Raw genomic sequence first — 12,131 nt, 5'->3', positions numbered from 1 at the left:
AACGCCGCGAGCGCGGCCGTCGTTTTTCGTTACCATGTTGTTACATTCGTTGGGCCTGGCTGGCCGCGACGACTTCCGGCCCAGAGAACAAGGAGGGAAGATGACGATCGGCAACGTAGCGCTTTCAGCCCGCCAGAAACAATGCCTTTGGTGGGCATCTCTCGGGAAAACCAGCAAGGAGACAGCCCTCATTCTCGGAGTCGCGGAACGCACTGTCAACTTTCACCTCTATAAGGCCTTCGAGAAGCTCGACGTGCATACCAAGCATGCCGCGGTGGCGCAGGCCATGCTGCGCGGTGTCTTTGGCGCCACGCCCACCGAACCCGGCGGGCCCGAAGAATCCGACCCCACCGCGCTACTGTAGCCGCAGCGAATCCAGGAAGGTGCGTGCCGTTTCCCGGGACAGCTTCGCCTGCGGCCCGATAGCGGCCACCTCCACCAGCCGGTCGCCCAGCACGAACACCTGGGCCAGCAGCCAGACCGCCTGTTCGCCGGCCTCGCCCTGTATCTCGATTTCGTCCACGGTCAGGCCGGGGCGCGCCGCGCCCGCGGCGTGCCGCACGACGGCCGTGCGGCGTTCCGTGCGGGCGGCCTGCAGATTGGCCGACAGGCTTTGCTCCAGTGCCTCGCGCAGCGCCGCGCGCTGGTCCGGCGCCATGCCCGCCGGCATCCGGCCATGCCCCACGGCATAGACTGCGCCACCGGCTTCGGCGGCGGTCAACTGGAACGTCATCGGGTGCTCGCCCAGCGGCAGCTCGCGGGTCTGGGTGTCGGGCTTGCCCGGAAAGGCCACCCGCAGGGCGCCGTCGGCGACCGGCATCTCACGCCAGTTGTAGGTGGGGGTGCAGGCCGCCAGCGCAAGGGCGGCAAGGGCCAACCAGGCCAGCCTGCACATGAAGTTACATTTTCTTTCGTTCATGGGCGTTGCATGTGGCCGGCGCTAGGGGACAATCGGCTCCCGTCGCCCGCCCGCTCGGGCCTGAAGCCCGTATTTTCGCTGTCTCGGAGTACCTGAATTGTCGCCGATTTCCATGACCGACGCCCTCGACGGGACCCCCCTTGCCAACTATCGCTGGCCCACGCCGCCGGGTGTGCAGGCGCGGGGTTCGGTCTATCTGCTGCACGGCCTGAGCGAATATGCCGGGCGCTACGAGCATGTGGCCGCGTGGCTCAACGCGCGTGGCTGGCGCGTCGCGGCCCACGACCATCGCGGCCACGGTCGCTCCGGGGGCAAGCGTGCGAGCCTGCGCACCGCCGACGACCTCATCCTCGATGCCGAGCGGCAAGTAACGGCGTACACAGCCGAAACCGGCGAGCCGCCCGTCCTGCTGGGCCACAGCATGGGCGGATTGGTGGCCACGCACGTCGCCTTGCGCGGCAACACGGAACTTGCCGGCCTGGTGCTCTCCAGCCCGGCCTTTCGCCTGCGCCTGACCAAGGCCCAGCGCGCCATGCTGCGGATCATGCGCGCGCTGGCGCCCTCGCTTCATCTGCCGCACGGACGCCGCCGTTCGGCGCTGACGCACGACCAGGCGGTGATCGACGCCTACCTGGCGGACCCGCTCACGAACCGCGTCATCACCGCGCGCCTGGCGGGGTTCCTGGCGGACCAGGGCGAGAAGGCGATCGCCCAGGCGGGCCAGTTGCGCTGGCGCACGCTGCTGCTGGTTTCCGGCGCCGACCAGATCGTCGACCCGACCGGCAGCCGTGCATTCGCGGACGCAGCCGCGCCCGGGCGGCTGGCGCTGCGTTGGTACGATCAGGCCTGGCACGAAATCCTGAACGAAACCCAGGAGCTGGCCGCGCCCGTCTATGCCGACCTGGAGGCCTGGCTGGCGAGCACGCCGCATAAGGAATAGGGCCCGTCGACAGCCCGGGTGCGGGCGCCAGCAAACGCCAGCCGGATGCGCTATAAAAGCGGGCATCTGCGCTTTTACGCCAAGGAACACGCTTGACCGACCTGCTCACCCGTCGCCTGGACATTCTCAATCGTGCCGAGGGCGGCACCCTGCTGGCGGGCGGCGCCCAGGGCGTAGAAAAGGAGAGTCTGCGCGTGCGCCCGGACGGCGAACTCTCGCTCGCCCGGCATCCGGCCGCGCTGGGTTCGGCGCTTACCCATCCGCACATCACGACCGACTATTCCGAAGCGCTGATGGAGTTCGTGACCGGTACGCACTCGCGCGCCGAGGACCTGGTCCAGGAACTCGCCGACATCCACCGCTACGTGTATGCGGAAATGGGCGACGAGATGCTCTGGAACCAGTCGATGCCCTGCCGGCTGCCCGGCGAGGCCGATATCCCGATCGCCTGGTACGGCACCTCCAACAGCGGCATGCTCAAGCACGTCTACCGGCGCGGCCTGGCCGTGCGCTATGGCAAGAGCATGCAGTGCATCGCGGGCATCCACTTCAACTACTCGCTCGCGCCGCAGGCCTGGCCGCTGATTTCCGAGCTCGCGGGCGGCGCCCAGGCGCAGCAGTCCGAGGGCTATCTCGCCCTGATCCGCAACTTCAGCCGCTACAGTTGGCTGCTGATGTACCTCTTTGGCGCCTCGCCCGCGCTGGACGCCGGCTTCATGCGCGGGCGCGAGCACGAGCTGCAGGCGCTGGACGAGAACACCCTGTACCTGCCCTGGGCCACCAGCCTGCGCATGAGCGACCTCGGCTACCAGAACCGGGCGCAGTCGGGCCTCAAGCCCTGTTATACGGATCTGAAGTCCTACCTGGACAATCTCTATCACGCGGTCAACCAGCCCTGGCCGCCCTATGAGGCGATCGGCACGCGGCAGAACGGCGAATGGGTGCAGTTGAGCACCCACATCCTGCAGATCGAGAACGAGTACTACTCGAGCATCCGGCCCAAGCGGGTGGCGCGGCGCGGCGAACGTCCGCTGCGCGCGCTGCACGAACGGGGCGTGCAATACGTCGAAGTGCGCTGCATGGACATCGATCCGTTCAGCCCCGTCGGCTTCGAGCTGCCCGCGGCGCGTTTTCTCAGCGCCTTCCTGCTCATGTGCGCGTTGGACGACAGCCCGCTGCTGCCGCAGCGCGGCTGGTGCCAGGAAAGCGGGGACAACTTCGCCCTGGTGGTCAAGGAAGGCCGCCGGCCCGGCCTGCTGCTGGGCAAGGGCGGCGCGCAGGTTCCGCTGGCGGATTGGGCGCACGCCCTGCTCGACAGGATCGCCCTGTGCGCCCAGGCGCTCGATGCCGCCCATGATGGCGGCAACGCCCACGCGGCCGCGCTGGAACTGCAGCGCCAGAAGATCGACGACCCGGCGCGCACGCCGTCGGCGCGCGTGCTGGCCGGCCTGCGCGAAACGGGCATGAGCTTCTCCGAGTATTTCCTGGACCTGGGCCGGCGCCACGCGCTGGCCTTTCGCAACCAGCCCCTGGGTGCCGCCGAACGCGCGGTGTTCGACGCGGAGAGCCGGCGATCGATACAGGAGCAGGAAGAACTGGAGCGCACCCAGACCGGCAACTTCGACGACTACGTCGCGGCCTATCACTCGAGTCTGTACGACTGACGGGCCGCAAACGAGAAGGGGTTGGCCACCTTGCGGTGCCAACCCCCTGCTTTGTATTCCTGGCGCGCCCGGCTGGAATCGAACCAGCGACCCTTGGCTTCGGAGGCCAATACTCTATCCCCTGAGCTACGGGCGCAAAGCAGGGCATTGTATCCCACTTGCAGCCCCCACAACCACCGATTTCGGCACTTCTGCGAGCTGGGGTACCGGGGTTGGCCATGTCTTGCGCCACGACGGATGCCGGGCACAGCAGGGCGAAGGACAGGCGAGAAGTAGGATTCGCATGAGAGCCTGCTTGGAATTCTGGTTGGCAACTCAGTCATCGTCCAGCCAGAAGGCTGCGCCGTCGATCAGCAGCGTGTCGGGCGGCGACCCCTTCGCCGATTCGGGGACGGCGAGGAAGTGGCGCTCTTCGCCCTGCGGTGTGTCCAGTATCAGCGCGTAATCCTCGATACGGTAGCCCGAGGTCGTATCGGGATTGTCGCGGCCGTTGACGATCAGGTAGCCGGTCCCGACGTTGCCCGCCATGAAGCCGCCGTGGCTGTAGACCACCGTGCCGTCCCGGGAAAAGGCGTAGCGTCTATCCTGCCGCGAACCGCCCGCGGCGATCTGCAGATAGTGGTATTCGCCGGCCAACGGACGCGAGGCGAGGGGCCGCAGCCGCTGCGCCTTGGCGAGGTCGATCAACGCGTCCTGCCGGGCGTTCCCCTTGCCCGTGAGCGTTACCTGGCCCCGCCTCTCGTTCCAGGTGAACCAGCGCTCGGGTTCCCGGTGCCGGGACAGTGCGACGGCGAGGTCGGTGAAGGGAAAGGGCCATTCGTGGCGGTAGGCGGTGCCGTCGCGCAGCAGCACGTAGATGTCTTCCTCGCGGTCCACATAGCCGTTGCCGAAGCCGTCCATGCGCGTGTCGAAGCTGGAGGCATAGAGCACGCGATCGACATCGCGTATCGGGATGCCCTGGCCGGGTCCGGCAAGGGCTTCGTCGAACGCCAGAGGCCGCAGGACGAGCCCGGCGGCATCGTCCTCCTCGACGAAGGGCCGGGCGGTCTCTTCGACCGTGAAGAGGCTGCATTTGGCGAGGCTCACGCGCCCTCCGCCTGCGCTGTCGACCACCAGGCGCGGGGTGCCCACCACCACGCTGTCCTCGCCGATCGCGCCGGCCATGCGTTCCTCATGGGCGCGCTCGGAGAAGGAATGGCAATCCACCTTGAAGGACGACTGCATGTCGTCGCGCCATTCGCGCAATTCGCTGTCACCGGTCACGCGGCCGAACAACACCAGGACACCATCGGATTTCAGCCAGGCCTCGGCGTGATCCTGGCGCGCTCCCCGGAGAGCCGACGAGTTCATCGCGCCTTCCTTGCTGCCGATCTCGGCCATGCGGGCTTCCAGACGGGCCGAGAGGGCGGCGAGGCGCAGGATGCGCGTTTCATCGGCGGCCTTGGCACGAACGGTCTCGCCAGGTTGGGGAAGTTCGATACCGAGACGCCGGGACAGCGAGAGCAGGCGGCGCACGTCCGACTGGACGCTGAACTGCTCGTGCGCCAATAGCTTGCCAAGATCGCCGCATGGTTCGGGCGAGGCGTCGAGGTCCTTGGCGACGCGCTCGGCAAGCTGCGCCGTCTGCTGGTCGATCTGGCCTGCGAGATCGGGTATGGCCCGCGTGAAGGCGCCGATCACGCGATCGTAGTCCGCCCCCGAGTTCTTGTATCGCCACGCCGCCAGGGCGTCCTTGCGCGACTGGGCGTCCTCAGGGTCGCGTCGATCGCATTGTTCGCCATAGAGCCGCGCCGCCTGGAAGGCACCGACTGCCTTGCCGAGATGCGCCGACAGTTCCTGCGCGTCGTCCGCCGGCGCGGCGGCCGCAGGCAGGGCGAGCAGGGCTGCGGCGGCGAGCCAGAACTTGAGCCGGGCCATCATGGGCAGGCACCCACGATGCGGCCCACGAGCAGCCCCGCCAGAATATGGATCGTCAATCGAGCTCCGGCGGTGATGGACGACTCTCTTTCAACGGTTTTCCAGGCCATTTTTCTCGCGTTCGCGTGCGATCTCGTCACGGCGTCCGTCCAGGGAGTCGCGAAGCCTTTCCAGCCCGCCGCGCACTTCGTCCACCGTCGCCCGATGCTTGCTCACGTCGACCCTGGGGTTGGGCTCGGCGGCATCCCATTCCAGCGCAAAGTTCATGGCCGCGATCCATTCGTCGACATCTCCCGCGATGTACTCGTTCACCGGTCGGCCGACCTGTTCCGTAAGGGCGTCGAACAGCGGCCGGCCCTCCCGGCCGCCGATCTGGCCCGTCGCGAGAAGAATCCGGTATCGTAGCTGGCCGGCATACATCCAGTTGGCTGCTTCCTGGCCCTTGCCTTCGGCGAGAAGCCGGCTCGCCAGAACATAGAGCGCTGCCGGATGAAGATCGGGCGCCGCTGCCACGATCTGCGCGTTGCTCATGTCTTTGACGTCCTGCGACGATGCGGGGGCCGCCAGCAGTCCGAGGCAGGCGAAGATGACGAACCGTAATCGCTTCATGATGACCCCTGCATGGAGAGTTGAGTTGTGAGACATCTGCATGGCCTTGACGCCCGACCGCATTTTTCAGTCCCGGTCGAGCTTCCCCGTTTCCTCGGCACATGGCAAGCGCCTGGGAGGGCTTCGCCATGTTCAAACGCCTGATCGCCGGCCTCGGCAAGAAGCCGTCGGCGCCGGACCTCGCCGCTTTGCAGGACGATGCGGTGCGCGCCGTGGTGGCCGACATCACCGACCTGCACGACGGAGAGTGGGGAACTCGCGAATGGGTCTACATCGCAGTCAATCATGAAGTCCTGGCCGAGGAGGGCGGCCGCTCCAGCACCCATGCCCTCGTCCTTGCGCGCGAACCTGGCGGCGAACTCGAGGCCCTGAGCTTCAGGCTCGGCATGCGCAGCAAGCACGCCATGCTTGCCCTTCGCGAGGCCATCGCCGCCGGAGGCAAGGCGCCATGGACCATCCTCGATCTCACCATCGAGCGCGACGGGCATTACGATTTCGTGTTCGGTCATGGCCCGCCGCCGCGTCTGAACGGCGATCTGCTGCACAGCCCGCTCAAGGGCCTCCTGGAGCGCTACAAGGCGGATCGGTCGGAGAGGTGAGCGGTGCATCCAAGAGCCCTCGTATTCGTTACTGTCTTTTTCTTCCTGGCCAGCCTGGGTGTTGCGGTCGGCGGCTCAGATGAAGGGCAGGGCGGCCGGGCGACGCCTCAGCCGCCGGCGGCGCAGGCCGCCGGCGCGGACGGGATCACGCCGTTGCAGCAAGCCTTGATGGACGGCAGATACGGCGCCTTCGTCGACCTGCTGCGGCAAGGCGCCGACCCGGATGCCGTGGGTTGGCATGGCTACACGGCCGTCCATCTTGCAGCGCAGCATCGCAACAAGCACTACCTCGAAAAGCTGCTGGAGCACGGCGGCGATCCGAATGCCCCCGCCCGTCGCATGGGAAGGACACCGATCTTCAATGCGATGGACAGCCGCCGGCCGGAGAACCGCGACCTGCTGATTGCGCGCGGGGCCGATATCGAATATGCCGATACGTCGGGAATCCGGCCGCTCAGGCATGCCGCGAACATCAACGATGCGGACAGCGTGTGGTGCCTCCTGCAGCTTGGCGCCGATCCGACGGCAACCGACAACCTTGGCGCCACCTTCCAGTCGTCGTTCTTTCGCCCTGCCCCCGGGATACTTTCATGGTCCGCCAGGAAGCAGCGCCGGCAGGTCATCGAGCTCCTGAAGGAGCGCGGCGTTGCGCTCGACCCGAAGGCGGAGCGGTTCTAGTCGTGATCAGGCCGGTCCGGGCCGGCAGTGGCCGAGTGCTTCCCCGCGCGATCGCCGATCGCGCCCCGCGGATGCCCGGATCGCAAGGCTTACCCGCTTGTCAAGGGGGAGTTACCAGCGTATCGCGGGAAATCCCGCTGTTTATAATCGGTCAGTTCGTGTATCCGGGTTTTTCGCGTCCCCGGCCCTGAATTTCCTTCTAATAAGCAAGCAGGACCGTCATGAGCAACGCGCAGGAACAACACCCATCAGGACACTCTTCGCCCGTCAGGACGCCCAAACAGCTCATCACCATCGCGGCGCTGGCATTCATCGTGCCGGTCATCGTGATTCTGATGCTGGCAAGCTATGTGGCGAGGGGAACCCGGGGGGCGGACGGCTCGGACGCTTTCACCCCGCAGGCCGTATCCGCGCGCATCGCGCCGGTGGCGGGCTTCGCGCTGGTCGACGTGAATGCCCCGCGCGAATATCTCACCGGCGAACAAGTCTATAAGCAGGTCTGTACCGCCTGCCACGCCGCCGGCGTGGCAGGCGCGCCCAGGACAGGCGACAAGGACGCCTGGGCGCCCTTCATCGCCCAGGGTTTCGATGCGCTGCTGCAGGTGGCGATCCAGGGCAAGGGGGCCATGCCGCCCAAGGGCGGGGCGGCCAACCTGAGCGACTACGAAATCGCGCGCGCGGTGGTCTATCTGGCCAACCAGGGTGGCGGCGATTTCGAGGAGCCGGCCGCACCCGAGGAAGGCGAAGGCGAAGAAGCGTCCCAGCAAGCGGCAGGCGCTGCCCCGGTGGCGCCTGCGCCGCAAGCCGCCGCAGCCGCGCCCGCGGCAGCGCCTGCGTCTGAGCCTGCACCCGCGTCTGGCGACGCCGCGGCAGAGACACCGGCCGCCGCCTCCGGTGCGGCGGGCGCGATCGCGATTTCCGACGAGGCCCACACGGTGGGCAAGAAGATCTACGACACGACCTGTGTCACCTGCCATGCGGCCGGCATCGCCGGTGCGCCCAAGCTTGGCGACAAGGCCGCCTGGGCGCCCTATGTCGCCACCGGCATGGACCAGATGCTGGCCGTCGCCATCAAGGGCAAGGGGGCGATGCCGCCGCGCGGCACCGCCATGAACGCCAGCGACGCCGAACTGCGCGCCGCCATCGAGTACATGGTGTCGCAGGTGCAGTAAGCCCGGTTTCGGGCTGCGCTGCGCGCCATGAGCGTCGCAGGGCAAGGCCATGTCGCCTGGGGCTTGCTTCTGCCTTGGACCTGCGCCTAGGATAGCCGGATCGCCCGTTCCTGCTTCGGTCGGGCTCCACTTTCATCGCGCATGACCAATATCGCTCCGTTCCTGTGGTTCGCGCTCGCCGCGTTCATCCTGGCCGTGCCCGGGCTGCTCATGCTGTTCGGCGGCCGCGGCCAGCCGTCCGCATGGCAACCGCGCAAGCCGCATCTCATACGGCGTACCTTCGGCCTGCTGCTGGTTCTTCTGGCCCTGGCGCTGGCCGCGCTGGCGTTCTCGGTGCACCGCTATCTGCAGTTGTTCCATGACCGTCCGGTTGCCGCCATCGAGCTGCGCCAGGAGGGGCCGCAACGCTATCGCGCCAACGTCATGCTGGTCGACGACGCCGGCCGGGCCAGCCGTCTGGCGCAGTATCTGCTCCAGGGAGACGCCTGGATGATCGATGCGCAGGTTCTGCGCTGGCGCTTGCCGGCCGCCCTGGCGGGCGTACCCTCCCTGTATCGGCTGGAGCGTATCAGCGGCCGCTACGACGAGCTGGCGCAGGAGCGCAATGGCGAGCGCACGGTGTACGAACTGCAGGAAGGCGATCCCGTGCTGGACATGTTCTCGCTGAAGCAGCGCTATCCGCGCTGGCTGCCCTTCGTCGATGCGCAGTACGGCAGCGCCACCTGGATGCCCATGCACGACGACGCTCGCTATGTGGTGCTGTTCAACGATCGCGGCGGGCTGCTGGCCAAGCCGGCCGATGCCTATACCGAGGATCTGCTGCGCGCCACTGGGCGCTGAGTGCGGCGTCGGCCTGTCCTGTCGCCCGATCCGGAGGCAGTGTTAGCATCGGCGGCTCACTGTATGCGCTGATTGCCGATGTCGTCCCTCTTCGCGTTCTACCTCAGCACGCTGCTGCTGCTTGCTCCTTTGCTGGTCTGCGTCGGCGTGGGTACGGTCTGGGGCAAGCGGGCCTTGCCCTACTCCGGGGATTTCGTGTCCCGCCTGGTGACGTCGGTATGCGTGCCAGCCCTGGTCTTTCGCACGCTGGTGCTGACCGAGCTCGATAATCGTCTCCTGCTGGAGATCGGCGTAGTCACCGTGCTCGCGCTCGGGCTTTCGGTGGCAGCTTGCTGGCTGATCCTGCGGGCCTTGCGCATGCCCGTGCGCGAACTCGTGATGACGGCAGCCTTTCCCAACGCCGGCAATCTTGGACTGCCCATGGCGGCGCTGGCCTTCGGCGAGACCGGGTTCTCGGCGGCCATCGTGTTCTTCGCCGTCTGCGCCTTCGTGCACAACACGTTTGGCGTGCGTTTGCTGCCCGGCGCCAATACGGGTGCAGTATGGCGCTCGCCCGTGCTGTTGGCGAGCCTGCTCGCGGTGATCTGCCGCGCCGGCGAACTGACGGTGCCGGCATGGATGCTCGAATCCATGGAACTGCTCGGCCGTCTCACCGTGCCGCTGATGCTGTTCAGTCTGGGCTATGCGCTGTCGGCCATTCCCGCGAGCGGGATGCGGGCGGGCGGCGCGATCGCTGTCATGCGATTGGTGGTGGGCGGCGCGAGCGGCTGGGCCGCCGCTTGGCTGCTCGGTCTGGACGCGCAGATGCGCTCGCTGATGCTGATGCAGATGGCCATGCCGTGTGCGGTGATCAGCTACATGTTTGCCGCGCGTTATTCCTCGCGGGCCGAGATCTCGGCGGGCGCCGTACTGCTGTCGACCGCGTTGTTCCTGGTGGCGTCGCCGCTCATCATGGCGCTGGTCGGCGCGCCGATTGCCGCCGCGCGCTAGGGGCTGCCGACGCCCTGGTCGGACGCCCTGAGGACTGAAACGGGTCGCGGTTCGTCCCTGTATACGCAGAGAACACAAACATCGGCGCTGCCGTTCCGGTATTCGACCCGTTCACCCCGCAGGCGTGGAGACGGTGCGTCGCCACCGGCCGCCGTAGCGCATCCCGGACTTTCGAAAAAAGAAAACCCCGCATGCGCAAGCATGCGGGGGAGAGGGCCCCGAAACCCCGCGCGAGCGCGGGGGACGGGGTATGCCGTTGTTGTTGGTTATTCGGTGTGGTTCGCTTAGAACATGTGGCGCATGCCGATCGCGCCGCCAGTCTGGTTGGATTTGTCCGCACCCAGCGCGTAAGGCGTACTTTGATCGCCGGCGTGGCCCAGGTTGAGGGGGCCGTTGCGGGAATGGGCAGCCACCGCGTACAGGTTGGTGCGCTTGCTCAGGCCGTAGCTGGCGAGCAGCGACACTTGGTGCCACTTGTTCTTGGTGGTGCCGAGGTAGCCGTCCGGCGCATTCTTGAAGCGCTCGTGGTAGTAGGCGATGCCGACACCGGTCAGCGGATTGACCTGATAGCCCGCGCCGACCATGAAGAAGTCGCTCTTGATGTCGGAGGTGCCGAGCTGCTCGACCTTGCGCTGGCGCCAGCCGCCGAGAACCCTGAAATTGTCGATGGCGAAGCGTGCGCCGACGCCGTAGTTGTCGGTCTTGCCGGTCGTACGCAGGCCGGGCGCCACCGCAGGCTGGTTGGTGCGGTCGAATGCGGCCATGACGCCGAAAGTCTGCCCGACGTTGTAGCCGATCGCACCGCCCCAGGCGCCGGTCGGGCTCATGTCGTACGCTTGTTGGTCGGTCTGGTTGCGGAAGCTGTAGTAGACACCGACGTTGAAGCCGGCGACTTCGTGGCTATACAGCACGGCGTTGTCGGTACGTACCGGCATGATGCGCGGGACGGGCTCGTATTGCGCGCCGTAGGCACCCGGCACGTAACGCCCGTACATGGTGAAGGACGGCGTGTACTGACGACCGAACGTGAGCTTGCCCCAGGGCGCCTGGATGCCCGCCATGGCAGTACGCTGGAACATGCGGCCGTCGCCGTTGCCGGTGCCGAGATTGAAGCCCGATTCGAGCTGGAAGATGGCCTTCATGCCATTGCCCAGGTCTTCGGAACCGCGCAGACCCCAGCGCGAGCCGGACAGACCGCCCGAACGCATGCCGGTGGTCGTCTTGCTGCCGCCCGCGCCGTCCGGTGCGTTGTTGTACGCTTCCAGGCTGACGTCGACGATACCGTAGAGCGTCACGCTGCTCTGGGCGTGCGCTGCACCGAAGGTGACCATGCCGGCGGCGGCCATCGAGGCGGCCAGGCAAGCTGTCTTGAACTTCATGGGTTGTCTCCTCAGAAAATGCCGGTGGTTGGGGCCGCTGGCATCGATACCGCTTTGTTTTAGGTTTGCCTTGTGCAGGATTACCCCGCAACGGATTGCCTTGTAGAGCCTTTGTGGCCAACCATGTCATGACAATCTGTAATCCAATCTACCGAGCGGGTTTTTCAAAGTCAACGCGGCAATTTCGGCTCTAGGGTAAATACCGACTATTCGATAAGCATTCTCGACGCGTAAATCCAACATTGGGGAAAACCTGCAGCGGGTTACTACGCAGGGGAAACCCCGAATTACCAAAACGCTGCGACCGCGTTCGCGCGCACGATTCTTGCGACACCATCTCTCTTTCCCAAAAACCGATCCGGGTAAAAATAAGTTACATGAGCGGCGGCAGCCGCCTCCCCGGTACCGCCCGGCCGCGCATCAG

General features: G+C 66.5%; 12 protein-coding genes and 1 tRNA gene. 8 read left to right on the top strand and 5 right to left on the bottom strand.

Annotated features, from left to right (window positions below; all coding sequences use genetic code 11):
• The first annotated feature begins 100 nt into the window (after nt 1-100).
• Nucleotides 101-364 carry a helix-turn-helix transcriptional regulator gene (locus FOZ76_RS01850; protein WP_211365943.1) on the top strand — a complete coding sequence of 88 codons (264 nt, stop codon included), beginning with the start codon at nt 101-103 and terminating at the stop codon, nt 362-364.
• Here FOZ76_RS01850 and FOZ76_RS01845 read toward each other — a convergent pair.
• Nucleotides 356-919, bottom strand: coding sequence for a hypothetical protein (locus tag FOZ76_RS01845; RefSeq protein WP_143946426.1), 564 nt, complete (start codon nt 917-919; stop codon nt 356-358). The genes FOZ76_RS01850 and FOZ76_RS01845 overlap by 9 nt on opposite strands.
• A gap of 112 nt (nt 920-1,031) precedes the next feature.
• Here FOZ76_RS01845 and FOZ76_RS01840 point away from each other — a divergent pair, with 112 nt between their 5' ends.
• Together FOZ76_RS01840 and gshA are read left to right on the top strand one after the other, a co-directional pair.
• Nucleotides 1,032-1,859 (top strand): alpha/beta hydrolase, encoded by an 828-nt coding sequence (locus tag FOZ76_RS01840; RefSeq protein WP_143946425.1) that lies wholly within the window; start codon nt 1,032-1,034, stop codon nt 1,857-1,859.
• Nucleotides 1,860-1,951: 92 nt separating this feature from the next.
• Nucleotides 1,952-3,523: a glutamate--cysteine ligase gene (gene gshA / locus FOZ76_RS01835; protein ID WP_143946424.1), complete on the top strand. Its 1,572-nt coding sequence runs from the start codon at nt 1,952-1,954 to the stop codon at nt 3,521-3,523.
• 60 nt (nt 3,524-3,583) lie between these two features.
• Here the strand turns inward: gshA and FOZ76_RS01830 are convergent.
• From FOZ76_RS01830 to FOZ76_RS01820, 3 genes are all read right to left on the bottom strand, one after another.
• Nucleotides 3,584-3,659 (bottom strand) — tRNA-Arg (locus FOZ76_RS01830).
• Between the two features lie 179 nt (nt 3,660-3,838).
• On the bottom strand, nt 3,839-5,443 hold the full coding sequence (locus FOZ76_RS01825; RefSeq protein ID WP_143946423.1) for a hypothetical protein: 1,605 nt from the start codon (nt 5,441-5,443) through the stop codon (nt 3,839-3,841).
• 87 nt (nt 5,444-5,530) lie between these two features.
• Entirely contained in the window at nt 5,531-6,049 is a 519-nt protein-coding gene (locus FOZ76_RS01820) for a hypothetical protein (RefSeq protein ID WP_143946422.1), read from the bottom strand.
• Between the two features lie 128 nt (nt 6,050-6,177).
• Here FOZ76_RS01820 and FOZ76_RS01815 point away from each other — a divergent pair, with 128 nt between their 5' ends.
• From FOZ76_RS01815 to FOZ76_RS01795, 5 genes are all read left to right on the top strand, one after another.
• Nucleotides 6,178-6,648, top strand: a complete 471-nt coding sequence (locus FOZ76_RS01815; RefSeq protein WP_143946421.1) for an adenine nucleotide alpha hydrolase family protein — start codon at nt 6,178-6,180, stop codon at nt 6,646-6,648.
• A gap of 3 nt (nt 6,649-6,651) precedes the next feature.
• On the top strand, nt 6,652-7,326 hold the full coding sequence (locus FOZ76_RS01810; RefSeq protein WP_143946420.1) for an ankyrin repeat domain-containing protein: 675 nt from the start codon (nt 6,652-6,654) through the stop codon (nt 7,324-7,326).
• A gap of 221 nt (nt 7,327-7,547) precedes the next feature.
• Nucleotides 7,548-8,498, top strand: a complete 951-nt coding sequence (locus FOZ76_RS01805; RefSeq protein WP_143946419.1) for a c-type cytochrome — start codon at nt 7,548-7,550, stop codon at nt 8,496-8,498.
• Between the two features lie 141 nt (nt 8,499-8,639).
• Nucleotides 8,640-9,338, top strand: a complete 699-nt coding sequence (locus FOZ76_RS01800) for a hypothetical protein (RefSeq protein ID WP_143946418.1) — start codon at nt 8,640-8,642, stop codon at nt 9,336-9,338.
• Between the two features lie 78 nt (nt 9,339-9,416).
• Nucleotides 9,417-10,328 (top strand): AEC family transporter, encoded by a 912-nt coding sequence (locus FOZ76_RS01795; RefSeq protein ID WP_143946417.1) that lies wholly within the window; start codon nt 9,417-9,419, stop codon nt 10,326-10,328.
• A gap of 284 nt (nt 10,329-10,612) precedes the next feature.
• Here the strand turns inward: FOZ76_RS01795 and FOZ76_RS01790 are convergent, their stop codons facing one another.
• Nucleotides 10,613-11,707 (bottom strand): porin, encoded by a 1,095-nt coding sequence (locus FOZ76_RS01790; RefSeq protein ID WP_143946416.1) that lies wholly within the window; start codon nt 11,705-11,707, stop codon nt 10,613-10,615.
• Nucleotides 11,708-12,131 lie beyond the last annotated feature (424 nt).

Origin of the sequence: Verticiella sediminum (assembly GCF_007558815.1) — a bacterium.
Classification (GTDB): Bacteria; Pseudomonadota; Gammaproteobacteria; order Burkholderiales; family Burkholderiaceae_B; genus Verticiella; species Verticiella sediminum.
The sequence above is the reverse complement of the archived record's forward strand: the minus strand, read 5'-3'. Positions and strand labels throughout refer to the sequence as shown.